We start from the raw sequence: 24,073 nt of genomic DNA, 5'->3' as shown, positions 1-24,073 counted from the left end.
AGTTCGGTGGCCACGGGCTCTAGTCAAGCTTCCGAAGTCGTTGCGTACGTGACGTCCGAGCTTCTGCTACTGAGGGATCCGACCGACACCGGCAGCACGCTCAGCCGTGCGCCATGTCCACGAAGCGGGAGTAGTGGCCCTGGAAGGCGACGACGATGTCGCGCGTCGGGCCGTTGCGGTGCTTGGCCACGATCACGTCGGCCTCGCCGGGACGGGCGGACTCCTTCTCGTAGGCGTCCTCGCGGTGCAGCAGGATCACCATGTCGGCGTCCTGCTCCAGGCTGTTGTGGGCGGCGAGGCCGTCGGCGACGAAGTTGTGCAGGCCCATGACGGTGGCGTCGTACACCGGCTGCTCACCGACGGCCTCGATCGAGACGACCGGGTCCCAGCGGACGTCGTTGGTGGCGACGACCTCGAGGTCCTCGTCCTCCAGGACGTCCACGACCCGGGGCAGCGTGGCGGTGCCGCCCGGGGCGACCTCCGTGGCCGCCGCCGACAGGCGGTCCGCGAGCGGGGTGTCGGCGTCCTCGGGCTCGGGGCGGTTCGCGCGGAGCATCGCGGCGAGGAAGGCGGCCTCCGTCTCGCGGGACCCGGTGACGCCGACCTTCTCCAGGAAGCGGAGCTGGTCGTCGGCGTCGTCGACCGCCAGGCACCAGGCGTCGCGGAGGCCCTCGCGCGGGACCCGGGTGACGCTCGCGGTGACGTTGAAGCGCAGCAGCAGCCGGGCGACGTCGTCGACCAGGCGACGGCTCACCGCGCCGTACGACGTGAGCGGGCGCAGGCCGTCCGCGAAGCCGGCGGTGCCGGGGGTCGCGAACAGGTGCCGCAGGAACGCCGTCAGCTGGGCGGACGGGAGCCCGAAGACCCAGTCGGGCACGAACTTGTCGCGGTTCCGCACCCGGCGCAGGCCCTCGGGCAGCAGCGAGCGACGCCGGAGTGACTCCTGGCCCAGCAGCCGTGCGGTCTGCTCGACCTCCGCGTCGGGACGGGGGCTGACCATCCTCGGCGGCGGCACGTGGCGGGCGGCGGCGATGGGCGTGCCGAGGCGCAGGCACCCCAGCGGGCGCCAGCCGTCGACGGTGAGGAAGCGGTGGTTCGCCGTCGCGTGGACCACGCGGCCCGACGCCGTAGTCATGGCGTACACCGGCTTGGTGCCCGACGGGAAGGCGTGGGTGAGCGTGCGGGGAACCAGCGCGAGCCGGTCGTCGAGCGCCCACACCGGGACGTCGGTGGCGCCGGAGGCGAGCAGCTCGCCGAGGCTGACCTCCGCGTTGGTGTCTGCGCGCATCAGCCGGGTCTCCGCGGTCAGGCAACCCGACTCACGCAGGTCGCTCATCATCGGGCGCTTGTCGCTGCGCTGCTCCGCGCCACGGTTCAGCTGGCTCAGCGCGATGATCGGCACCTCGAGCTCCTTGGCCAGCAGCTTGATCTGGCGGGAGAACTCCGAGACCTCCAGCTGACGCGACTCGACCTTGCGGCCCGAGCTCATCAGCTGCATGTAGTCGATGACGATCAGCTTGAGGTCGTGGCGCTGCTTGAGCCGGCGGGCCTTCGCGCGGATCTCCATCATCGTCATGTTCGGGCTGTCGTCGATGAAGAACGGCGCCGAGGAGACCTCGCCCATCTTGCGGGCGAGCTTCTGCCAGTCGGCGTCGGTGAGCTGGCCGGTGCGGATGGAGTTCAGCGGCACCATCGCCTCCGCCGACAGCAGGCGCATGGTGATCTCGGACCGGTTCATCTCCAGGGAGAAGAAGACGCTGGTCATGTTGTTCGCGATCGACGCCGCCCGGCACAGGTCGAGCGCCAGCGTCGAGTTGTGCGTCGGGATCATCGAGTGGCCGGCGAGGTACAGCGCCTCGTCGTTGTCGACCTGCACGCACCGCACGGGCACGGAGCGGACGCGGTAGACGTTCTCGATCTTCATCTCCGAGCCGTCGGGCATCGCGACGACGTGGGTGCTGTCGAGGGAGCGCCGGATGCGGTCCGTCGTCCGCACCCGCGAGCGGCCGGAGCCGGCGATGGTGGTGAGCCACAGGTGCTCGGCGTCGGCCACGATGCGCGAGCCGTCGGAGAAGACGACCTCGTAGCAGGGACGCCGCTCCATCACCTCGGTCGTGGCGACGACCGTGGTCGGGTCGCCGGCGCCGTCGAGCAGCTGGTCGCCGACGGCGACCTCGCCCATCGTGGTCCACCCCTCGGGGGTGGGCAGCGGGGTCCCGAGCGCCAGCGCCTTCCCCATCGCGGGACGCGCGGCGACGATGATCATCTGCCCGGAGTGCAGACCGTTCGTCAGCCCGTCGAGGTCGGCGAAACCGGTGGGGACGCCGTACAGCCCGGTCTCCCGGTTGCCGATCGCCTCGATCTCGTCGAGGACGCCCTCCATGATCGCCGACAGCGGGACGTAGTCCTCCGCCGCGCGGCGCTCGGTGACCTTGTAGACCTCGGCCTGGGCCTCGTCGACGACGGCGTCGACCTGGCCCTCGCCGGCGTACCCGATCTGCACGATCTTCGTGCCGGCCTCAACGAGGCGGCGCAGGATCGCCTTCTCCCGCACGATCTCCGCGTAATAGCCGGCGTTGAGCGCGATGGGGACGGTCGAGGTCAGCGTGTGCAGGTACGGCGCCCCGCCGACGCGCTGCAGTTCACCGCGACGGCCGAGGGTGTCGGCGACCGTGATCGGGTCGACCGGGTCGCCACGGCCGTAGAGGTCGATGATCGCGTCGTGGATGATCTCGTGGCTCGGGCGGTAGTAGTCCGTGCCCTTGATCGCCTCGACGACGTCGGCGATCGCGTCCTTGCTGATCATCATCGACCCGAGCACGCTCTGCTCGGCCGCCATGTCCTGCGGCGGGGTCCGGTCGCCGGCGCCGCCGCTGGGCGCCTCGCCGGGTGCGTACGGCGCGGGGCCGTCGCCCCACCCGTCGTCCGGGGGCCCGAAGACCTGGGGGTCCTGGTCGGTGACGCTCACGCGGCTCCACCCTTCTCCGTGACGATGTCGAGCTGCCGTTCGACAGCACTCTGGACGGGACCACCGACACCGGGCCGGCGGCACGAGAAGAGGCGAGCGAAAAGCGCGGACGGTCCCTCGAGCCACCGACACTAGGTCCGTTCCCGAGGTCGGGGGAAGTTGGCGACGCCCGGTTATCCACAGCCCCCTGGGGACAACTCGGCGGAACGGTGGACGACGCGCCGTACCGATGTGAACAGGTTGGGGACAGCCCTGTGGAGGAAGACTCCCTTGGCACGATCCAAAGGGCTCTGACCTGCGGAGACATCTTCACGACCGTGTGGAGGAAAAGTCGTGGGTAACGATCTCGTTCACCTGGTGGTCACGGAAAGTAAAGTTGCGGATCGCCCCCTTGCCACCGGCCCGGTCAGCCCTGTAGAGGCGCGTGGGCCGAGTTACCCACAGGCTGTCCACCGGCCCCGCCGCGCGGCGGACCCGGGCCTAGAGTGACCGCACGTGGGCCGCGAGCAGCGCCGCGCCGGGTCCCGCCGGCCGGGCAGGGAGCACGACCGGGAGATCGTGCGCCTGGCGTTCCCCGCCTTCCTCGCGCTCGTCGCCGAGCCGCTGTACCTGCTCGCGGACGCCGCCGTGGTCGGCAACCTCGGCACCGCCCAGCTCGCCGGCCTCGGCATCGCGGGCGTCGTGCTGCAGACCGTCGTCGGGCTGTGCGTGTTCCTCGCCTACGGCACCACCGCGACCGTGGCCCGTCGCCTGGGAGCGGGCGACCGGGCGGGGGCACTGTCGGCCGGTGTGGACGGCCTCTGGCTCGCGGTCGCCCTCGGGGTCGTGCTCACCGCCGTCGGCCTGGCCGTCGCCGGACCGGTGGTCGAGGCGTTCGGGGCCTCACCCGCGGTCACGGCGTACGCCGGGGACTACCTGCGGCCCGCGCTCCTCGGGGTGGCGCCGCTGCTGCTCGTCCTCGCCGGGACCGGGGTGCTCCGCGGCCTGCAGGACACCCGGACGCCGCTGCTCGTGGCGATCGGCGGCAACCTGCTGAACGTCGTCCTCAACGTCGTCCTCGTGTACGGCGTCGGACCGTTGCCGCCGCTCGGCATCGCCGGATCCGCGATCGGGTCCGTCGTCGCGCAGACGCTGTCCGCGCTCGTCCTGGTGGCCGTGGTCGTCCGGGCCGCACGCCGGGCCCGGTCGTCCCTGCGGCCGCGGGGCGGAGCGGTCGTCGCCGCGGCCCGCGCGTCCGTGCCCCTGCTGGTCCGCACGCTGACGCTGCGGGCCTCGTTGCTGGTCACGACGTACGCCGTCACGCTCGGCGTCGCCTCCGCGGGAGCGGGAGGGGGGACCGGCGACGTCGAGCTCGCCACCCACCAGCTGGCGATGACGCTGTGGACGTTCACCGCCTTCGCCCTCGACGCCGTCGCCATCGCGGCGCAGGCCATCACCGGGCGCTTCCTCGGCGCCGGGGACGTCGACGGCACCCGCGCCGTGACCCGCCGGATGGTCACCTGGGGCGTCTGGTCTGGCGTGGTCACCGGTGTCCTGCTCGCCCTCGCCGCACCCGTCCTCGGCCCGCTGTTCAGCCCGGACGCCGCCGTCCGGGAGCTCCTCGTCCCCGTCCTGCTCGTCGCCGCTCTCGCGCAGCCGCTCGCCGGGGTCGTCTTCGTCCTCGACGGGGTGCTGATCGGCGCCGGTGACGGCACCTACCTCGCGTGGTCGGGTCTCCTCGTGCTCCTGCTCCACGCCCCGGTCGCCCTCGTCGTCGCCGGCGCGGGTGGTGGTCTCGTCGCCACCTGGGTGGTGTTCGTGACCGTCTTCATGGGCGGGCGCGGCGTGGTCCTGCTCCACCGGGCGCGCGGCTCGGCGTGGCTGGTGACCGGTGCGGCGGACCCCGGACGAGGCGAGGCCGGCCGGCCGCACGGGGCGTCCTAGGCTCGCCGCGTGCTGCCGCTGCAGAGCATCGCGATGGGCCTGCTGGTCGTGGCCCTCAGCGCGCCCGCCGGCGGGTACGACGTCCTGGCCGACCCGCTCGGGTGGGTGCTGGTGCTGCTCGGAGTCGCGCGCGTCCCCGAGGGCCGCGGCCCGCTGCTGGCGCTGGCGGGGATCGCGCTCGTCGTCGCGACGGCGCTGTGGTTCCCGGCGGTGCGGGAGCCGCTGGTGGGCGGGGACCCCGCGCTGACGTGGGGGGCCAACCTGCCGCAGCTGGCGTTCACGGCGGCGCTGCTGTGGCGGCTGCGCGCCGACGCGCGGGCGAGCGGCGACGTCCGCGCCATGAACTGGCTGCGGACCGCGCTGGTCGCCGTGGTGGTGATAGGCCTCGCCCCCGCCGTGGTGTTCGGCGGGGGCGTGGCCTCGCTGGCCGCGGCGACGTACGTCGCCGCCGGCTTCGCGATCGTGCTGGTGATCGTGCTGCTGTTCGCCTACGCGAGGCGGAGCTGGGCGCCCTCCGTCAGGACGGGATGACGTTCAGCGAGAGCGAGGCGACGACCTCGTCGTGCAGGCGGACACCCACGGTGTGGGCGCCCAGCGAGCGGATCGGCTGCTCGATGGCGATGGTCCGCTTGTCGACGGACTCGCCCGTGCTGGCCTTGACCGCGTCGGCGATGTCGGTGACGGAGACGGCGCCGAACAGGCGACCGCCCTCGCCGGCGCGCACCTGCACGTTGACCGTCTCGGCCTCGAGCTTGGTGCGGACCTCCTCGGCGTGACCGTGGTCCCGCACCGAGCGGGAGGCGCGGGCGGCCTTGATGGTCTCGACGGTCTTCTCGCCGCCGCGGGTCCAGCGGACGCCGAGGTCGCGGGGGATGAGGTAGTTGCGGCCGTAGCCGTCCTTGACCTCGACCACGTCGCCGGGGCTCCCGAGGCCGGAGACCTCCTGGGTCAGGATGAGCTTCATTGGTCTAGCGCTCCTTGTGTCCGTGCGTCCGGGCTCAGCGACCGGTGGCGGTGTAGGGCAGCAGAGCGACCTCGCGGGCGTTCTTCACCGCGATGGCCACGTCCCGCTGGTGCTGGACGCAGTTGCCGGTCACCCGACGGGCGCGGATCTTGCCGCGGTCGGAGATGAACTTCCGCAGGAGGGTGGTGTCCTTGTAGTCGACACCGTCGGCCTTCTCCTTGCAGAACTGGCAGACCTTCTTCTTGGGCTTCCGGACGATTGCCTTCGCCATTGTGGTGCTCCTTCGTGCGAGCCCGGCCCTCGGCGCCCGGCACGGGCGTGCCGGGGCTGGGCCGGAATGGTGACTGGATGGATGGGGTGGTGCTGGTCCCGCGGGACCGGGGGTGGGGCGAGGATCAGAACGGCGGGTCGTCGTTGCCGCCACCGACCCCGGGGGCTCCCCACGGGTCGTTGGCGGGAGGTCGACCGCCACCGCCGCCCTGCGGCGCCGGAGTGGCCCACGGGTCGTCGACGGGACCGGACTGGCCGCCCTGCTGGCCGCCGCCGGATCCGCCCCAGCCGCCGCCCTGCTGACCGCCGCCCTGCTGGCCGCCGCCCTGCTGGGGGCCGCCACCCTGGCCGCCGCCGTACCCGCCGCCACCGCCGGAGCGCTGGGTGCGGGTGACCTTGGCCGTGGCGTAGCGCAGCGAGGGGCCGACCTCGTCGACCTCGAGCTCGAAGACGGTGCGCTTCTCACCCTGCTGGGTGTCGTAGGAGCGCTGCTTCAGCCGCCCCTGGACGACGACGCGCATGCCCTTCACGAGGGACTCGGCGACGTTCTCCGCGGCCTGCCGCCAGATCGAGCAGGACAGGAACAGCGCTTCGCCGTCCTTCCACTCGTTGCTCTGGCGGTCGAAGGTGCGCGGCGTCGAGGCGATGCGGAAGTTCGCGACCGCGGCGCCGGACGGGGTGAAGCGCAGCTCGGGGTCGTCGACCAGGTTGCCGACGACGGTGATGAGGGTCTCGCCTGCCATGTGTCAGGTCCTCTCAGGATCCGGGTGGGTGTCCCATGCTCACGCCTGGCGCCGACAGCGGGAACCCTGTTGTCCACAGGGGGCCCGGCCGCTGACGCCGTACGGCGTGGGTCAGGACGCCGCCGGAGCGGGAGTGGTGACGACGGGCCGGACGACCTTGGTGCGCAGGATCGACTCGTTGAGCGTCAGCTGGCGGTCGAGCTCGGCGACGGTGGCCGGGGTCGTGTTCAGCGTCAGGACGGCGTAGATGCCCTCGCTGTGCTTGTCGATCTCGTAGGCGAGGCGACGACGGCCCCAGACGTCGACCTGCTCCACCGTGCCGCCGCCGTTGCGGACGAGCGTGAGGTAGCGGTCGAGCGACGGCGCGATGGTGCGCTCGTCGAGGGACGGGTCGAGGATGATCAGAACTTCGTAGGCACGCACGCGGGTCCCCACCTCCTGTGGACTCGGCGGCCACGGAACTTCCGTGGCAGGAGGGCGTTGCGTCCGCCGGCGGACTGGGCCGCGACGGTCCGTCGCACGATCCGGTCCGCTCGGTGGGACGGTCGCGACGACGACAGGTCACCGTAGCCCGGCGCCGCGCCGGGGACGAAATCGCGGTCCACGGCCGAAGCGGGCAGGACGGGGTTCGCGGGGCCGGTCCGTGGGTAGGGTGACCGCTGCCATGAGTCTGCCAGCCAACCACCCGCTCGCCGGCCGCTACGTGCTCGTCGACCAGATCGGCGCGGGCGGCATGGGCTCGGTCTGGCGTGCCTGGGACCTGCGGACCGAGACGTTCCTCGCCGCCAAGGTCCTCGGCCAGCACGACGGCGGGATGCTCCTGCGCTTCGTCCGCGAGCAGTCCGTCCGGATCCGCCACCCCCACGTGGTCGCCCCGGGCGGCTGGGCCGCCGAGGACAACCTGGTCGTCTTCACGATGGACCTGGTGCGCGGCGGGTCGGTCCAGACCCTCGTCGGCGACCACGGGCCGCTGCCCGAGAGCTACGCCGTCGTCCTCATGGACCAGCTGCTGCAGGCGCTCGTCGCCGTCCACGGCGCCGGCGTGGTCCACCGCGACGTGAAGCCCGCGAACATCCTGCTCGAGGCGACCGGCACCGGACGCCCCCACGTGCGGCTCTCCGACTTCGGCATCGCCGCACTCGTCGAGGACGTGCGGCTCACCCGCTTCCCCGGCGCCATCGGCACCGACGGCTACATGTCGCCCGAGCAGGCGCAGGGCGCACCCCCGGACCCGGCGCAGGACCTGTACGCCGCCGGCGTGGTCGGCACCTACATGCTCACCGGCCTCGAGCCCCGTCAGCAGAACGGCGTACCCGACGGCGTCCTCGCCCCGCTGCTGCGGGCGATGGTCGACCCCGACCCCGCGAACCGCCCGCCGTCCGCCTCGGCGGCGCTGGACTACCTGCGGCGGGTCGGCGTCCCCCCGGGCGCACCGTGGCGGGACTCCCCCGAGCCCCCCGAGGTGTTCGACCAGCTCGGCGACGCCCAGGTCCCCGCGTGGGCCGCCTCGGCCGGCACCGGCCCGAGCCCGACCGCACCCGAGGGCCGTCCGCCGGCCGGCTCGACCGCCCCCGCCGCGGCCGGGTCGTCGTCCGCGATCACCGTCGCGATCGTCTGCTTCGTCCTCGCGATCGTGCTCGCCGGCGTCGCGCTGTTCCTGACGCTGGGCTGAGCCCGGGCTGACGCCCCTGGGCACACGCACGAGGCCGCGACGCGCCGTCGGTACGGCGTGTCGCGGCCTCGGTCGCGTGCTGGGTGGTCGGGGCGCGCGGAGCGGTCAGCGACCCTCGTCACCCCGGTCGGGCGGCGACCAGGGCTGCTGGGGCTGCTGCGGCGGGGGCGACTGCTCCGGGGGCCGCTGGGGCTGCCCGGGTCGTCCTGACCACTCCCCCGACTGACCGGGGTGCGGGCCGGGACGGATCTGGGTCGGCGGCGTCGGCGGTCCGGAGGGGCCACGCGGACCCGGCGGCGGGCCGCCCGGTCCCTGCGGCGGACCACCCGGACCCGGCGGCGGACCCCAGCCGGGCGGCGGACCCTGCTGGTACGGACCCGGCCCGTACGGCCCCGGGCCGCCCGGGTGGCCCTGCGGTCCCTGTCCGTACGGCGGTCCCTGTCCGTACGCCGGTCCCTGCCCGTACGGCGGTCCCTGCCCGTACGGCGGTCCCTGCGGCCCCCGCTGCTGTCGCGACGACCGACCCCGGCGGGCCAGCAGGAAGGCGCCGGCGGCGATGGCGAGCACGACCAGCGCCCCGAGGACGTAGGCCCACCACGGGATGGAACCGTCCTCGACGGCCTCCTCCTCGGTCTGCTCCTCCTGCGTCGCCTGCTGCTGGAGCTCCTCGGCGGCCGCGGCGCCGTCGTACTCGGTCGGCTCGACGTCGCTCACCGGACCGGGCAGGGCGTCGGGGTAGTCGGTGTCGTAGCGGGGCTCGACGCCGAAGATGTCGCCGGACTCCGGCTGCGGGCGGCCGATCGTCAGGGTGACCGGCAGCGTCTCCGCCGCCCCGTCGGTGAGGTCCTGCGCGTACACCGCGACGTAGTAGAGGCCGCCCTCGCCGATCGAGGGACCGGAGGGGACGAGACCACCGCCGCGGAAGGCGGGCGGGTCGAGGTCCTTGTAGGCGCCGGGACCGACCGTGTAGGTCTGCGCCTGCACCTGGGAGACCCCGGTGCCGACGACGCCGGCCTGCCCGTACAGCGGGTCGAAGGTGCCAGCCGTGCCCTCGGTGCCGCGGATCGTCTCGCCGACGAACCCGCCCTCGGGGGCGACGAGCTTGACCTCCAGGGCCGCGCCCTGGTTCACGCGCTCCACGTCCTCCACGGCGGCGTCGACGCCGAGCAGGGCGTTGGTCGCCACCGGCACCGCGAACCACGACACCTGCCCGAGGGGCAGGTCCACGTGGACCCCGCCGTCCTCGTCGGGCAGGCGTGTCGCCTCCTGCTTGGTCGGCCCGGGCTCGATCGCGGTGGTGACCTCCTCGGGGGCGACGGGCTCGACCCGCTCGGCCCCGACGACCTGTGAGGGGAACGTGAGGTCCTGCAGGTTGTCCGGCGCCGGGACCTCCCAGACGCTCAGCTCGTACGGCGTGCCCGGGGGCGGCGCGGCCGAGCCCGGCGCGAAGACGCCGATGCGCAGCTCGTCGGCCTCCGCGCAGGCGTCGACGTTCGGGTACGACGTGCCGCCGAAGGTGGCCATCGGCATCGCGGTGGCGTACAGGTCGGGCGAGCGGACGACGGCCCCGCACTGCTGGGTCTCGTCCTCCCCGATGGGGCGCACCAGGATGCTCCGGACCCGGGACGACGCCCGGACGTCCTCGCCCTGGAAGGTCAGCCCCCAGCGGACGATCGAGCCGGGGATCGTGCGCTGGAAGTCGTAGACGTTGAAGCCGACCGCGTCGGCGTCCTCGGGGTTGCGGGGCTGCTCGGGCATGACGTCGACGTAGCGGCCCGCGGTGATGTCGGTGGCGCTGTCGCCGTCGGGACCCCCGTCGATGGGCTCGAGTCCGGGCACCTCGGGCGGCTCGGCGTCCTCCGGGGCCGCCGACTCCTCGTCCGAGGCCGTGACCGGGGCGGCGACGGCGGGTGCGGCGACGGCGGGTGCGCCGAGGACGGGGACTCCGGCCACGAGCAGGGCGGCGGCCAGTCCGAGCCGGGGACGACGGGTGCTCATCGGGGACCTCCGGTCCGACGACGGGACCGGGCCAGGGCGACCAGGCCGAGGGCGGTGAGAACGGCCGCGAGGCCGATCAGGGTGACGACCAGGGCCCACGACCCCACGACGAGCGCGCTCACGAACGGCTCCGCACGACGCGGCCGACCGCGACGCCGCCGACCGCCGCGAGCACGGCGGCGCCGGCGAACAGGCCGACCACCAGCAGCCAGGGGGCGGGCTCCGCGTCGGCCTCCTGGGCCTCCTGGCGCTCCTCCTCGGTGGCGACGTACCCCGACCCGTCCAGCGACTGCAGGGCGGCGGGCTCGGTGGCGTAGTCCGGCGGGCTGCCCTCGTAGTCGGTGATCGTGCGGACGTCGAGCAGCAGCGGCAGCTCGTCGGGGAAGGGGTCGCTGAAGGTCCGCGGCAGCTCGACGACCAGGTAGTAGGTGCCGGCGAACGCGGCGGGGGCGGCCTGGATCTGCCCGAAGCCGGTGCCGCCCTGCGAGGCGCCGACGCCGCCGGCGCGCTGCCGGTTCGTGTAGGTGACGATCGGGGTCGACCACCCGGCCTGGTCGCCGCGCGCCAGCCCGAGGCCCGACCCAGGTCCCCCGGACGGTTCGACGTCGCGCAGCCGCCCGCCGAGCGGGGAGACCCAGACGGCGTCGAGGGTCTCGAAGGTGTCGGCGGCCCCGTCGTTCTCGGCCAGCACCTGCACGTGCTGGCCGTAGGTGAGCGGGAAGGCGAAGATCGAGGGCCGGCCCTTCTCCACCGTCACGGAGTAGTAGCCGTCGGCGAGGTCCTCCGCGTCGGTGAACGTGCGGGCCCCCTCGACCGGGGTGGGCTCCGCCTCGGTCTCCTCGACCGGGACCCAGGGGCTGTTCTCGTTCGGCGCGGGCAGCTGGCTGGTGTCCTCGACGGGCGGCTCCGTCCAGACCACGAGCTGGTAGAACGCGTCGGTCGGCAGCGCCTCGCCGTCCTCGCCCAGGCTGCCGTTGGCGATCCGCAGCGTGATGCTGTCCGCGGCGCGGCACTCGCCCGTGCGGTTCGCGCTGAAGAGGGCCGTGATGTACGACAGCTCCCCGGTCTCCACGAAGGAGCTGTTGCAGGGGACGGTGGAGTCCCCCTCGGCGGTCCCCTCGACGGTGAAGCTCGAGAGCTCGTCGGCGGTGTCCTCCAGCTGGAGGGTCACGCCGTACCAGATCACGGCGTCCGGGTCGGTCCGCGGGATCTCGAAGTAGTGGTCCTCGCCCTCGGCGGGGACGTTGAGCGTGTAGGTGCCGGGTCCGACCTCGGCGGTGTCGGAGAACGAGGTGCCCGGCTCGAGCTCGTCGCCGTAGGGGCGCTCGAGCCCGGGGGCCTCGGAGTCGGCGAGGGCCGCGGGCCCCAGGGCGAGGGGCCCCGCGAGCAGCGTGGCGGCGAGCGTCAGGACCGTCGCGCGGACGGTGCGGGACGAGGGTCGCACGGGGCCTCCGTCGAGGTGGTCGGGATGGTCAGCGGGGTCATCCCCCGACCGGGCTGCGATGAAACCACATCCGTCACACCGGTGCGGACGGTTCCGGCCCGGTAGCGTCGCCCCGTGTCCCCGGGTGACCCCGCCGACGAGCGCCGCGCGCTCCAGGCCGAGCTGTACGGCGCGCCGGTCGACGCGCTCGCGGCGGACATGGCCGCGCTCCTCGGTCTCGATCCTCGCGGGGTCGCGGGCGTCCTCGGCGTCTCGGCCCCGATGTTCGAGGACGTGCGGGCCGCCCGTCGCTCGCGCCTCGGCAACCCGGTCGCGACCGTGCGGCTCGGCCTGCTGCGCGACCTGTGCGGCCACCTGCGGGCGGGCCGCGCCGCCCCCGGGGACGTGCCGCTCGCGCTCGAGCAGATCCGCGTCGCCACCGCTCCCCCGCCGGCCGCGTCCGGACCGGCGCCGGCTGCGGGGCCGGCCGACCCGTTCGCCCTCACCGACGACGTCCTCCGCGACGCCGCGCGCGTCGTCCGCCGCCACGTCCCCCCGACGCCGGCGCGCCGGTGGCCGCTGCTCGAGGCCGCGACCGGGGTGGAGACCTGGGTCAAGCACGAGAACCACTGCCCCACGGGCGCGTTCAAGGTGCGTGGCGGACTGGTGATGGTCGACCGCCTGCTCGCCTCGGGTCGCGAGGTGCGCGGGCTGATCACCGCGACCCGGGGCAACCACGGCCAGTCCGTCGCGTACGCCGGCGCCGCGGGCGGGCTGCCCGTCACCGTCGTCGTCCCGGAGGGCAACAGCCCGGACAAGAACGAGGCCATGGCGGCGTACGGCGCCCGCCTGGTCGTCGCCGGGCACGACTTCCAGGCCGCCCGCGAGCACGCCGCGGGACTCGCCGAGCGCGAGGGACTGCTCTTCGTCCCGTCGTTCGCGCCCGACCTGGTCGCCGGGGTGGCGACGTACGCCGCGGAGCTGCACGCCTCGGTCCCCGGCCTCGACGTCGTGTACGTGCCGGTCGGGCTCGGGTCGGGGATCTGCGCGAACCTCGCCGTCCGCGACCTGCTGGGCCTCGACTGCGAGGTCGTCGGGGTGGTCGCCGAGCGTGCACCGGCGTACGCGCTGTCCTGGGACGCGGGCCGTCCGGTCGCCTCGGAGTCGGCGGACACCCTCGTCGACGGGGTGGCCTGCCGGGTGCCCGACCCCGACGCCGTCCGCCTCGTCAACGCCGGCGCCGCGCGGATCGTGCGGGTCTCCGAGGAGGCCGCGCAGCGGGCGATGGTCCTGATGTACCGCGCCACGCACAACCTCGCGGAGCCCGCCGGCTCCCTCGCGCTGGCGGGCCTGCTCGCCGACACCGCCCGCGACCCGGCCCGCAGCCGCGTCGCCGTCGTCCACACCGGCGGCAACTGCGACCTCGAGGTGCTGGCGGCGGCGACCGGCGCGGGTGTCGGACCTCGTTCCTAGACTCGGGCGCATGACGCTCGTGATCGGGGCCCACGTGTCCAGCAGCGACCCGGTGGCCGAGGCGCAGGCCCGCGGCACCACCGCGGTGCAGTTCTTCCTCGCCGACCCGCAGGACTTCAAGGCGAGCCCGGCCGTCGAGCGCGCCGGCGGCGCGGAGCAGCTGAGGGCGGACGCCGAGGCGGCCGGGGTCGACCTGTACGTCCACGCGCCGTACATCGTCAACGTCGCGACGCGGAACAACCGCTTGCGCATCCCGTCGCGCAAGACGCTGCAGAAGCACGTCGACGCCGCGACGGCGATCGGCGCGAAGGGGCTCATCGTCCACGGCGGGCACCTCGCGAAGGACGACGACCCGGCCGTCGGCTACGACAACTGGCGCAAGGCGGTGGAGGCCACCGACCTCACCCTGCCGCTGCTGATCGAGAACACCGCGGGCGGCGACAACGCCATGACCCGCTACCTGTCGGCGATCGCGGGGGTCTGGGACGCGATCTCGTCGGCCGAGCAGGCCGACATGGTCGGCTTCTGCCTCGACACCTGCCACGCGCACGCGGGCGGCAACGACCTGGAGACCGTGGTGCAGGACGTGCTGGCGATCACCGGCCGCATCGACCTCGTCCACGCCAACGACAGTCGTGACGACTTCGACTCCGGGGCCGACCGCCACGCGAACTTCGGCGCCGGCCGGATCGACCCCGACCTGCTGGCCCAGGTCGTGAAGGACGCCGACGCGCCGGTGATCTGCGAGACCCCGGGTGGGGCCGACGAGCACCGCGCCGACTTCGCCTGGCTGCGCGAGCGCGGCGCCTGAGCGCACGCCGTCCGCGGGCTCGGGGTGCCCCCGGTCGGGCTCAGCCGGTGACCTCGTGGACGACGTCGCGGCAGGCGCGCACGAGGGCGTCGAGCACGGTCGCGATCTCGCGGCTGCTGCCCGCGCGCGACGACCGGTGCCGCGCGACGAGGTGGCGGCTGCCGGTCCCGGGGACGGCGACGACCTGCACCAGCTCGACGGGCAGCGAGTGCACGGCCAGCGCCGGCAGGAGCGCCACCCCGAGACCCCCGGCCACCATCGACGTGGCGGAGTCGTAGCTGCTGTAGCGGTGGCCGACCGGCGGCCGCTCCTCGAAGGTGTCCACCACCCGCTCGGTCGCGGCGTACGCCGCCGCCGTCGGGTCGACGCCCAGCCAGGTCAGGTGCGCGAGGTCCGCCAGCGTGGACGGCGTGGGGACGGAGGCCGGCAGCGTCACGAGCCACGGCTCGTCGAGGACCGCCACGTCCCGGGTGCCCTGGGGTCGGCTGCGCCCGGACGGGCTGTCCGCCTCCAGCACGAGCAGGTCGATCTCCCCGCGGCGCAGCTGGCGGTCCGCGTCGCTGCCCTCCGCCTGGACGACGCGGAGCTCCAGGTCCGGGTGGGCCTCGGAGAGGACGGGCACGAGGGGGACGAGCACCGCCCGGACCACCGAGGCCAGCGCCCCGACCGTCACCGTGCCGTGGACGTCGTCGGTGAGCGCGGCGAGGGACCGCCGCGTCTCCGTGAGCTCGATCTCGATCCGCGCCGCCGCGTCCGCCAGGAGGCGGCCGGAGTCGGTCAGCTGCGCCCCCGTCGGGCGCCGGTCGAGCAGGGGGCGGCCGACCTCGGCCTCCAGCCGCGCCATCTGCTGGGAGACCGCGGACGGCGTCAGGTGCAGCGCCTGGGCGGCCGCGAGCACCCCGCCCGCGCGGTGGACCGCCAGGAGCACCGCCAGTCGCCGGGGGTCGAGCTGCATGTAGCAATGCTAAACCCGTCCGTCGACAAGACTCTCTTGAGATGGACCCCTGGGATGCCCAGGCTGGAGGCATGGACCACCTCTCGGCGACCACCCTCGCCACCGCCGCCGGCTGGCTGGGTGCCGGCGGCACCGTCGTCGCGTACACCCTGCTCACGACCGACCGGATCGCCGCCCGCTCCCGGACCTTCCAGGGCCTGAACGCCGCCGGGGCGGCCCTGCTCGCCCTGAGCGCCGCCACCCACTCCTCCTGGCCCTCCACCGCCGTCAACCTCACCTGGATGCTGATCGGCCTGGCGGCCCTCGTCGGGGCCGGGCGGGTCGCCCAGCCGGACCGGCCCTCGACCCCGACGGCCGCGGACGCACCGTCGACGCCGGTGCTCGCCGGCGGGACCCGGACCGCGTCGTCCGGCGCGCGGGTCGGCTGAACCCCGCGCGTCCCCCGGTGCGGACGACCACGGGCGGGTGGTGTCCCGGTGCTCGTCCGGGTCCCCCGCGCCGGGCCGATACCGTGGCTCCGGTGAGCACCAGCGACCTGACCGTGCGGACGGCGGCGCCCGCCGAGCACCTCGCCCTCCTCGGCTCGCGGCGATCGGCCAGCTTCCTGCAGACCCCCGCGTGGGCCGCGGTGAAGAGCGAGTGGCGCCACGAGTCGCTGCTCTGGGAGCGCGACGGCACTCCCGTCGGTGCCGGGCTCGTGCTCTACCGCGACCTGCCGCGGGTGAAGCGGTCCCTGGCGTACCTGCCCGAGGGCCCGGTGCTCGACTGGACCGAGGCCTCGGTCGGCGAGGACCTCGGCGCCTGGCTCGGCCCGATGGTCGCCCACCTCAAGCGCCGGGGGGCGTTCGGCATCCGCATCGGCCCGCCCGTCGTCGTACGGCGCTGGGACGCGGCCGCGGTGAAGGCCGGGGTCGCCGACCCCGAGGTCCACCGCCTCGGCGAGCTCGCCCCCACCTCCCGGGAGACCGCCGGCGCACGCGTCGTCTCGCAGCTGCACGAGCTCGGGTGGCGCCCGCAGGGCACCGAGGCGGGGTTCGCCGCCGGGCAGCCGCGCTTCGTCTTCCAGGTGCCGCTGCGCCACCCCGACGGCACCGCCCGCAGCGAGGACGAGGTCCTCAAGGGCATGAACCAGCTGTGGCGCCGCAACATCAAGAAGGCCGACAAGGCCGGCGTGGAGGTGGCCCGCGCCACCGCGGCGGACCTCGGCCCGCAGCTGGCGGAGTTCCACACCCTGTACGTGCACACCGCCGAGCGCGACGGCTTCACGCCCCGCCCGGCGTCGTACTTCACCCGGATGGTCGACGCCCTCACCGGCGAGGACCCCGACCGCATCGCTCTGTGGACCGCACGCCACGAGGGGGACCTCGTCGCCGCGACCATCGCGATCCGCGTGGGCGCCCACGCCTGGTACTCCTACGGCGCGTCGTCCACCGAGAAGCGCGACGTGCGCGGGTCGAACGCCGTGCAGTGGGCGATGATCCGCGACGCGCTCGCCGCCGACGCCGACGTCTACGACCTGCGCGGCATCACCGACACCCTCGACGCCGACGACTCCCACGTGGGTCTGATCCAGTTCAAGGCGGGTACGGGCGGCGAGGCCGTCGAGTACGCCGGCGAGTGGGACCTGCCGGTCAACCGGGTGCTCTACCGGGCGTTCCAGACCTACCTCAAGCGGCGCCGGTGAAGGAGGCGAGCTCATGAGTCTGTCCCTCGTCGTGGACGGCGAGCGCTGGCGCGGCCACTTGCGCGCGCACGCTGACGCCAACCCCGGGCTGGTCCCGGTGATCAAGGGCAACGGCTACGGCTTCGGGGTCGGGCGGCTGGCCCGCAAGGCCGACTGGCTCGGCGTCGACACCGTCGCCGTCGGCACGTACGCCGAGATCGGCGAGGTCGAGAAGCGCTTCGGCGGCTCCATGCTCGTCCTCACCCCGTGGCGCCCGTTCGGCCACTCCCTGGCCTCGGTGGCCGACCGCACGCCGGACCCGCGGCTCGTGCACACCGTCTCCCGCGTCGAGGACCTCCGCGCCCTGCTCGGCCACGACCCGCAGGCGCGGTTCGTGCTCGAGCGGATGACGAGCATGCTGCGCCACGGCCTGGACGCCGCCGGGCTGCGCGAGGCCGCCGCCGCGCTCCGCGAGTTCCCCCGCGCCCGGCTCGAGGGCGCCGCGTTCCACCTGCCGCTCGCGCAGGGCTCCCACGTCTCGCAGTTCCACCGCCTCATGACGGACGTCGTCGCCGCCGGCTTCGGCGGCACCGACAACGACCCGGCCCGCCGGACCGTCTGGGTCAGCCACCTCACGCCCGAGGAGCTCACCCAGCTGCGGGCGTCGTACGCCGACTTCCGGATCCGGCCGCGGACCGGCACCGCGCTGTGGCTCGGGGACCGCGACGCGCTGACCGCGCAGGCGACCGTGCTCGACGTCCACCCGGTCGAGCGGGGCGCCCTCTTCGGCTACCGCGGCCGCTCGGTGCCGCGTTCGGGCACCCTGCTCGTGGTCTCGGGCGGCACCGCCCACGGCATCGGACTCGAGGCGCCCCCCGGCGAGCTGACCCTGAAGTCCCGGGCCGCCACGATCGCCCGCGGCGGTCTGGACGCCACCGGCCTCACCCGCTCGCCGTTCTCGATCGACGGCAAGCAGCGGCTCTTCGCCGAGCCGCCCCACATGCAGGCCTCGATGCTGTTCCTGCCCGCCGGCTCCCGCGTGCCGGAGGTCGGCGAGCAGGTCGGCGTCCGGGTCCGCTACACGACCACGACCTTCGACGACGTCACCATCAGCTGACGGGTCGCGCCGCCCCCGGAGATCGAGGTGCGAGGCCGGCCACGGCCGAGCCACGAGATCCCGCACGACGGACGCCGACCGCGACCCGCGACGGTCGAGCCTGTCGAGACCCTGCAGACCGTGAGGTCTCGACAAGCTCGACCACCGGCGGTGGCGATCGCCCCGACCCTCACCGGGTCTCGTGGCTCCTCGCCAGGGCTCGGAGCACCTCGACCTCCGAGGCTCCCCGGAGATCGAGGTGCGAGGCCGGCCACGGCCGAGCCACGAGATCCCGCACGACGTACGCCGACCTCGACCCGCGACGGTCGAGCTCGTCGAGACCCTGCAGACCGTGAGGTCTCGACAAGCTCGACCACCGGGGGTGGCGATCGCCCCGACCCTCACCGGGTCGCGCGGCTCACGCCGTCCGCACCTCGACCGGCGCGGGCCGGACGACCGGGTCGTGCGCCGGCCGCAGGACGTCACGGGTGACGACCGCGACCAGCCACAGCTGGCAGGCGACCCGCACGAGGATCGCGATCCAGTAGAAGGGGCTGTCGCCGCCGCTGCCGGCCTCGAGGATCCCGGCGAGGTACCACCAGACGCACGCGAAGTAGAGGACCTCGCCGGCCTGCCAGATGAGCAGGTCGCGCCAGCGGGGCCGCGCGAGGACGGCGAGCGGCAGCAGCCAGAGCACGTACTGCGGCGAGTAGACCTTGTTGACGAGCAGGAACCCCGCCACGACCAGGAACGCGAGCTGCGCCAACCGGGGCTCGGACGGCGCCCTCAGGCCGACGACGAGCACCCCCACGCACCACAGCGCAAAGAAGACGAGCGACACCTGGTTGACGGTGTCGGCGGACGTGCTCGACCCGGTCGCCTGGTCCCACACGAGCCACAGCGAGCCGAGGTCGGGTCCGCGGTCGGCGTTGAACGACCAGAACCGCTCCCACGCGTCGCGGGACGACAGCGCCGCGGGGACGTTCAGCGCGAGCCAGGCCAGCAGCGCCGCGAGCCCGCACCCCGCCAGGTCCGACCACGCCCGGCGCCGCAGCAGGACCACCAGCACCCCGCCCAGCAGGAACAGGGGGTACAGCTTCGCCGCGACCCCCACCCCGACCAGGACACCCGTGAGCACCGGCCGGTCCCGCGCGAACGCCCACAGCGCCCCCGCGACGAGGACGACGGCGAGCAGGTCCCAGTTCACGAGCCCGGTGAGCGCGAGCGCCGGGGAGACGGCGAAGGCGACCGCATCCCACGGCCGTCCCGGGTTCACCCGCACCAGGAAGGCCGCCGCCCCCAGGGTCAGCAGGGCCAGCACCAGCGCGTTGACCGCGACGAACCACCGGACCTCGCGGTCGATCACCTCGGGCGCCGCCAGGTCGTCGACCGGTCGGTCCGCGCGCTCCGCGAGGTCGTCGGGGCCCGCGACGAGGTGGGTGAGGACGGCGACGCCGTACACCAGGTACGAGGTGGCGACGGGGTACTCCATGACCTCGTACCGCTCCCGCACCGCCGGGTCGTCGTCGTACGGCCAGGCCTGCTCGGCGAACCCCCGCTCGGTGTAGAGGTACGGCAGGTCGGAGTAGCACATCGCGGTGTAGCGGGCCTCGCCGTCGTTCCACGAGTCCGCGAAGCACGGCGCCTTCTGCACCATGCCGAGCGCGAAGCAGACCGCCGTCAGGAGCAGGACGACGCGCATCGGCGTCCACCAGCCACCGGGGCCGGCGCGGGTGCCGAGCGGTCCTCCGATCCCGTCGGCGAGGCCGGCGACGACCCGGTCGTCGTGCGTGGGGTGCACGCGGCGGACGTCGCCGGGAGCGCTCAGCGTCCGCTACCCGTCACGGTCGCGGCCGGGGCCGCCGGGGCTGATGCCGCCGCCACCGCCGCCACCGCCGCCACCGCCGCCGCCACCGCCGCCGGGCTCCGTCGGCTCGACGGGCACCGGGTCCGTCGGCTGCGGCGGCTCGGTCGTCTCCGGCGGGTCGGTCGGCTCCGGCTCGGGCTCCGGCGGGGCGATGCTCGGCGGCGGGTCCGACGGCTCCTCGGGCTCCGGCTGGGGCTGCGGCTGGGGCTCGGGCTCCGGCTCGGGGGCCGTCGTGGTCGGCGGGGCGGTCGGGACCTCCGCCGAGCTGTCGGGCGCGTCGCCGTCGAGCATGGCGGGCTCGGGGAAGTCGAGGACCTCGGTGCCCTCCAGGGCGCGTCCCATCACGTCGGTCCAGGTGCGGGCCGGGTAGGACCCGCCGAAGTACTCCGGCAGCCAGCCCTCGAGCTGCTCGTTGCCCTTGCCGCGCACGTACATGACGGCGGTCGCGAGCTGCGGGGTGTAGCCGACGAACCAGGACGAGGAGACCTCGTCGTCCTCGTTCGTCGCCGTGCCGGTCTTGCCGGCGGCCGGCCGGCCGAGGCTGAGCGCGGCGGTGCCCGACCCGGAGGAGACGACCTGCTGCAGCGCGTAGCTGGTGTCCGCGGCGACGTCGGCCGGCAGGCCCTCCTCCGTCGTGTTCTCCCGCTGGTAGAGCTCGTTGCCGTCGGCGTCCTCGACCCGCTCGACGACGTGGACGTCGGCCGTCTGCCCCTCGGCGGCGATCGTGGCGTAGCCGTTGGCCATGTTGATCGGGCTGACGGTCGCGTTGCCCAGCGCGACGCCGGTGACCGGCTCCAGGCCGGGGCTCTCGGTCGGGATGCCGAACCGGTCGCGCTCGCGGGCCGGGGCCTGCGCGGGCGGGACGCCCATCGCGTTGGCGCGCTCGATGATCGACTCCGGCCCGTTGTTCATGCCCAGGGTCAGGTCGATGAAGGCGGTGTTGACCGAGTCCTCGGCCGCCTGCTCCAGGGTGATCGCCGAGCCGTAGTCGGTGTCGCCCTGGTTGCCGACCTCGCCGCCGTCGGGCAGCACGAACGGCGAGTTGCCCTCGAAGACGTCGGTGAGGGCGAAGCCTTGGTCGATGCCCTCCGCGATCGCGAACGCCTTCATCGTCGAGCCGGCCTGGCCGCCGGAGCGGGCCCAGTTCAGCTGGGACTCCAGGTAGTCCTGGCCGCCGTAGAAGCCGCGCAGCGCGCCGGTGCCGGGCTCGACGCTCGCGACCCCGATGTGGAGGTCCTTGTCGCTGAACCCCTCGGGCCGCTGGGCCGCGACGCCCTCGGCGGCGGCGTCCATCACCTGCTGGTCGAACGTGGTGGTGATGCGGAGGCCACCGCCGTCGATGTCGGAGTCGTCGAAGCCCAGCCCGTTGAGCTCGGACCGGACGAGCTCCAGCATGTGGCCGCGCTGGCCGCCGTACTGGCTCTCGGCCTCCTGCTCCGGCACGTCGGGCAGCGAGGACGACGCCTCATCGGCCTCGGCCTGCGACGCGGTGCCCATCTCGACCATCCCGTCGAGGGTGTAGCGGTAGCGCTCACGCAGGTCGCGCTTGTTGTCGCGGCCGGTGGTCGGGTCGAGGTTGCCGGGGTTGTTGAGCACGCTGGCGAGGAACGCCGACTGGCGCAGGTTCAGCTCGGCCGCCGGGATCCCGAACCATGCCTGCGCCGCGGCCTCGACGCCGTACGCGCCGCGGCCGAAGTAGATGGTGTTGAGGTAGCCCTCGAGGATCTCCTCCTTGCTCTGCTGGCGCTGGATCTTCAGCGACAGCAGCGCCTCCTTCGCCTTGCGGCTCAGGGTCTGCTCCTGGGAGAGGTAGAGGATCTTCACGTACTGCTGGGTGATGGTCGAGGCGCCCTGCGTGGAGTTGCCCCGGGCGTTGGAGAACGCCGCCCGCAGGATGCCGCGGGGGTCGATGCCGTTGTCGGTCCAGAAGGTCCGGTTCTCCGCGGCGACGACGGCGTCCTTGAGGTCGGCCGGCATGTCGGCCAGGTCGATCGAGTCGCGGTTCTGCGTCGCGAACTCCCCGAGCTCGCTGTCGCCGTTGCGGTAGTAGACGAAGCTCGTCTCCGTCTGGAAGTCCGCGTTGGGGTCGGGCACCTCGGTCGTCGTGTAGAGCACGACGAAGGCGACGGCGCCGATGATCACGAGGATCGCCGTCCCCCCGGCGGTCCAGAGGGCCAGTCGGGCGAGGATCCCGCGCTTCTTCTTCGCGGTCCTCCCACGGGCCTTCGCGCCGGCCCCGCCCTTGGCGGTGCCCGCGCTCGCGGCCTTGCGCTTCCCGGTCACTCGTTGCTCTCCGGCTTCCTTGACGGCATGACGGACCGCGCCCCGGGGGCGGGCCGGTCAACCAGGGTAACGAGGCGGACCCGGAGGCGTACGTCGTCGTCGGAGCACACGCGTTTCTGCTTGTTCCCGATGTATCGCTACGATAGGTCGTGATGTCACGACGTGCGGAGACGACCGAGCTGGCGGTCCTGGGGCTGCTGGACGAGTCACCCATGCACGGCTACGAGCTCCGCAAGCGCCTCAACCTGATGCTGGGATGGGGACGCGTGCTGTCGTACGGCTCCCTGTACCCCACGCTGAAGCGGATGCTGCGCGCCTCCCTGATCGAGGAGGAGGTCGTCTCGCCGCTCCCGGCGACGCGGCGCCTGCGCATCGTCTACCGGCTGACCGACGACGGACGCGCACAGTTCGCGCGGGCGATGTCGGAGGTCGGTCCGACCGCGTGGGAGGACGAGAGCTTCGGCGTCCGCTTCTCCTTCTTCTCCCGCACCGACCTCGAGAGCCGGCTGCGGGTGCTGGAGGGCCGTCGTACGCGGCTGCAGGAGCGGCTCGAGCGGGTGCAGACCCAGCTGGAGCGCACGCAGAAGGAGGTCGACCGGTACGCCGAGGAGCTGCAGCGCCACGGGATGGAATCCGTGGAGCGCGAGGTCCGTTGGCTCTCCGACCTCATCAGCGCGGAGCGGAACGGGACGCCGATGCCGCGTGACGAGCAGACCACCCGGGAGACCGGGTCCAGCACGACCGCCACCACGACCGGCGAGAGCTGAGCACGACCACAGACCCCCACCGGGGCACAGACAGCCCCACCGGGGCGATCCACACAGGAAGAGGAATCACATGAGTGCGGTACGAGTGGCCATCGTGGGGGTGGGCAACTGCGCGAGCTCCCTCGTCCAGGGAGTGACCTTCTACGCCGACGCCGACGAGAACGAGACCGTCCCCGGTCTCATGCACGTCCGCTTCGGCGACTACCACGTCGGTGACGTGGAGTTCGTCGCGGCGTTCGACGTCGACGACGTGAAGGTCGGCAAGGACCTGTCCGAGGCCATCAACGCCTCGGAGAACAACACGATCAAGATCGCCGACGTGCCGACGCTCGGCATCGAGGTCCAGCGCGGACCGACGCTGGACGGCCTCGGCAAGTACTACCGCGAGACGATCGAGGAGTCCTCCGCCGAGCCGGTCGACGTCACCGCCGTCCTGCGCGAGACGCAGGCCGACGTCCTCGTCTGCTACCTGCCGGTCGGGTCCGAGGACGCCGCCAAGTTCTACGCGCAGTGCGCGATCGACGCGGGTGTCGGCTTCGTCAACGCGCTGCCCGTCTTCATCGCCTCCGACCCCGAGTGGGCCGCGAAGTTCGAGGCCGCCGGTGTCCCGATCGTCGGCGACGACATCAAGTCGCAGGTCGGCGCGACCATCACGCACCGCGTGATGGCCAAGCTGTTCGAGGACCGCGGCGTGGCGCTGGACCGCACCTACCAGCTCAACGTCGGCGGCAACATGGACTTCAAGAACATGCTCGAGCGCGACCGCCTGGAGTCCAAGAAGGTCTCCAAGACCCAGGCCGTCACCTCGAACGTCACCGGCTCCCTGGCGGGCAAGGTGCACGACAAGAACGTGCACATCGGTCCCTCGGACTACGTGCAGTGGCTCGACGACCGCAAGTGGGCCTACGTCCGGCTCGAGGGCCGCGCGTTCGGCAACGCCCCGCTAAACCTCGAGTACAAGCTCGAGGTCTGGGACTCCCCGAACTCCGCCGGCATCATCATCGACGCCCTGCGCGCCGCGAAGATCGCCAAGGACCGCGGCCTCGGTGGCCCGGTGCACCCGGCGTCGACGTACCTGATGAAGTCCCCGCCGGTGCAGCGTCCGGACGACGAGGGCCGCGAGGGCGTCGAGGCCTTCATCAAGGGCGAGGAGCACTAGCGCGAGGGACGAGCGCTGGGGCTCCTACCGCCCGCAGG

General features: G+C 73.6%; 21 protein-coding genes. 10 read left to right on the top strand and 11 right to left on the bottom strand.

From position 1 onward, the window contains the following. Positions 1 to 100: 100 nt before the first annotated feature. Positions 101 to 2,839, bottom strand: a complete 2,739-nt coding sequence (gene dnaB, locus Q0858_RS09420) for a replicative DNA helicase (protein WP_299054524.1) — start codon at positions 2,837 to 2,839, stop codon at positions 101 to 103. A 624-nt stretch (positions 2,840 to 3,463) separates the two neighbouring features. Between dnaB and Q0858_RS09415 the strand changes: the two genes are divergently transcribed. Both Q0858_RS09415 and Q0858_RS09410 read left to right on the top strand, forming a co-directional pair. Then, the gene (locus Q0858_RS09415; RefSeq protein WP_299053165.1) at positions 3,464 to 4,891 is read left to right on the top strand and encodes an MATE family efflux transporter; all 1,428 of its coding nucleotides are present in this window, start codon (positions 3,464 to 3,466) and stop codon (positions 4,889 to 4,891) included. Positions 4,892 to 4,900: 9 nt separating this feature from the next. Next, positions 4,901 to 5,422, top strand: coding sequence for a hypothetical protein (locus tag Q0858_RS09410; protein ID WP_299053162.1), 522 nt, complete (start codon positions 4,901 to 4,903; stop codon positions 5,420 to 5,422). Here the strand turns inward: Q0858_RS09410 and rplI are convergent. The 4 genes from rplI to rpsF all read right to left on the bottom strand — a co-directional run bounded on the left by rplI (position 5,409) and on the right by rpsF (position 7,291). Beyond that, positions 5,409 to 5,855 carry a 50S ribosomal protein L9 gene (gene rplI / locus Q0858_RS09405; protein ID WP_299053160.1) on the bottom strand — a complete coding sequence of 149 codons (447 nt, stop codon included), beginning with the start codon at positions 5,853 to 5,855 and terminating at the stop codon, positions 5,409 to 5,411. The two genes, Q0858_RS09410 and rplI, sit on opposite strands and share 14 nt — an antisense overlap. 34 nt (positions 5,856 to 5,889) lie before the next feature. After that, positions 5,890 to 6,126 carry a 30S ribosomal protein S18 gene (rpsR, locus tag Q0858_RS09400; protein WP_240234826.1) on the bottom strand — a complete coding sequence of 79 codons (237 nt, stop codon included), beginning with the start codon at positions 6,124 to 6,126 and terminating at the stop codon, positions 5,890 to 5,892. 124 nt (positions 6,127 to 6,250) lie between these two features. Further along, entirely contained in the window at positions 6,251 to 6,868 is a 618-nt protein-coding gene (locus Q0858_RS09395; RefSeq protein WP_299053153.1) for a single-stranded DNA-binding protein, read from the bottom strand. Positions 6,869 to 6,979: 111 nt separating this feature from the next. Then, complete coding sequence (gene rpsF / locus Q0858_RS09390; protein WP_299053150.1) at positions 6,980 to 7,291, bottom strand: 30S ribosomal protein S6; 312 nt, start codon at positions 7,289 to 7,291, stop codon at positions 6,980 to 6,982. 241 nt (positions 7,292 to 7,532) lie between these two features. Between rpsF and Q0858_RS09385 the strand changes: the two genes are divergently transcribed. After that, the gene (locus tag Q0858_RS09385; protein ID WP_299053147.1) at positions 7,533 to 8,540 is read left to right on the top strand and encodes a serine/threonine-protein kinase; all 1,008 of its coding nucleotides are present in this window, start codon (positions 7,533 to 7,535) and stop codon (positions 8,538 to 8,540) included. A 105-nt stretch (positions 8,541 to 8,645) separates the two neighbouring features. Here Q0858_RS09385 and Q0858_RS09380 read toward each other — a convergent pair whose 3' ends face one another. The 3 genes from Q0858_RS09380 to Q0858_RS09370 are packed head-to-tail and all read right to left on the bottom strand — an operon-like array spanning position 8,646 to position 11,982. Beyond that, the gene (locus Q0858_RS09380) at positions 8,646 to 10,538 is read right to left on the bottom strand and encodes a hypothetical protein (RefSeq protein ID WP_299053144.1); all 1,893 of its coding nucleotides are present in this window, start codon (positions 10,536 to 10,538) and stop codon (positions 8,646 to 8,648) included. Then, positions 10,535 to 10,660, bottom strand: a complete 126-nt coding sequence (locus Q0858_RS09375; RefSeq protein WP_299053141.1) for a hypothetical protein — start codon at positions 10,658 to 10,660, stop codon at positions 10,535 to 10,537. The genes Q0858_RS09380 and Q0858_RS09375 overlap by 4 nt, the downstream gene beginning before the upstream one ends. Beyond that, complete coding sequence (locus Q0858_RS09370) at positions 10,657 to 11,982, bottom strand: hypothetical protein (RefSeq protein ID WP_299053138.1); 1,326 nt, start codon at positions 11,980 to 11,982, stop codon at positions 10,657 to 10,659. Before Q0858_RS09370 ends, Q0858_RS09375 begins: the two co-directional genes overlap by 4 nt. A 114-nt stretch (positions 11,983 to 12,096) precedes the next feature. Between Q0858_RS09370 and Q0858_RS09365 the strand changes: the two genes are divergently transcribed. Next, on the top strand, positions 12,097 to 13,434 hold the full coding sequence (locus tag Q0858_RS09365) for a threonine dehydratase (RefSeq protein ID WP_299053135.1): 1,338 nt from the start codon (positions 12,097 to 12,099) through the stop codon (positions 13,432 to 13,434). A gap of 10 nt (positions 13,435 to 13,444) precedes the next feature. Beyond that, positions 13,445 to 14,245, top strand: a complete 801-nt coding sequence (locus tag Q0858_RS09360) for a deoxyribonuclease IV (RefSeq protein ID WP_299053133.1) — start codon at positions 13,445 to 13,447, stop codon at positions 14,243 to 14,245. Positions 14,246 to 14,285: 40 nt separating this feature from the next. Here Q0858_RS09360 and Q0858_RS09355 read toward each other — a convergent pair whose 3' ends face one another. After that, entirely contained in the window at positions 14,286 to 15,200 is a 915-nt protein-coding gene (locus Q0858_RS09355; RefSeq protein ID WP_299053131.1) for a LysR family transcriptional regulator, read from the bottom strand. A 71-nt stretch (positions 15,201 to 15,271) separates the two neighbouring features. Here Q0858_RS09355 and Q0858_RS09350 point away from each other — a divergent pair, with 71 nt between their 5' ends. From Q0858_RS09350 to Q0858_RS09340, 3 genes are all read left to right on the top strand, one after another. Then, positions 15,272 to 15,628, top strand: a complete 357-nt coding sequence (locus tag Q0858_RS09350; protein WP_299053129.1) for a hypothetical protein — start codon at positions 15,272 to 15,274, stop codon at positions 15,626 to 15,628. 92 nt (positions 15,629 to 15,720) lie between these two features. Then, complete coding sequence (locus Q0858_RS09345) at positions 15,721 to 16,884, top strand: peptidoglycan bridge formation glycyltransferase FemA/FemB family protein (RefSeq protein ID WP_299053128.1); 1,164 nt, start codon at positions 15,721 to 15,723, stop codon at positions 16,882 to 16,884. Positions 16,885 to 16,897: 13 nt separating this feature from the next. Beyond that, entirely contained in the window at positions 16,898 to 17,980 is a 1,083-nt protein-coding gene (locus Q0858_RS09340) for an alanine racemase (protein ID WP_299053126.1), read from the top strand. Between the two features lie 397 nt (positions 17,981 to 18,377). Here Q0858_RS09340 and Q0858_RS09335 read toward each other — a convergent pair whose 3' ends face one another. Together Q0858_RS09335 and Q0858_RS09330 are read right to left on the bottom strand one after the other, a co-directional pair. Next, a complete protein-coding gene (locus tag Q0858_RS09335) occupies positions 18,378 to 19,760 on the bottom strand; it encodes a glycosyltransferase 87 family protein (protein ID WP_299053124.1) in 1,383 nt (460 codons plus the stop codon). Between the two features lie 33 nt (positions 19,761 to 19,793). After that, positions 19,794 to 22,109 carry a transglycosylase domain-containing protein gene (locus Q0858_RS09330; protein WP_299053122.1) on the bottom strand — a complete coding sequence of 772 codons (2,316 nt, stop codon included), beginning with the start codon at positions 22,107 to 22,109 and terminating at the stop codon, positions 19,794 to 19,796. Between the two features lie 152 nt (positions 22,110 to 22,261). Here Q0858_RS09330 and Q0858_RS09325 point away from each other — a divergent pair, with 152 nt between their 5' ends. Both Q0858_RS09325 and Q0858_RS09320 read left to right on the top strand, forming a co-directional pair. Continuing rightward, positions 22,262 to 22,876 (top strand): PadR family transcriptional regulator, encoded by a 615-nt coding sequence (locus Q0858_RS09325; protein WP_299053120.1) that lies wholly within the window; start codon positions 22,262 to 22,264, stop codon positions 22,874 to 22,876. Positions 22,877 to 22,946: 70 nt separating this feature from the next. Next, positions 22,947 to 24,035 (top strand): inositol-3-phosphate synthase, encoded by a 1,089-nt coding sequence (locus tag Q0858_RS09320; RefSeq protein ID WP_299053118.1) that lies wholly within the window; start codon positions 22,947 to 22,949, stop codon positions 24,033 to 24,035. Positions 24,036 to 24,073: the final 38 nt, after the last annotated feature.

The sequence above is a fragment of the uncultured Nocardioides sp. genome, from assembly GCF_947489365.1.
GTDB lineage: Bacteria > Actinomycetota > Actinomycetes > Propionibacteriales > Nocardioidaceae > Nocardioides.
Note: the sequence above shows the minus strand (reverse complement) of the source record. Positions and strands in the feature narration are given on the sequence as shown.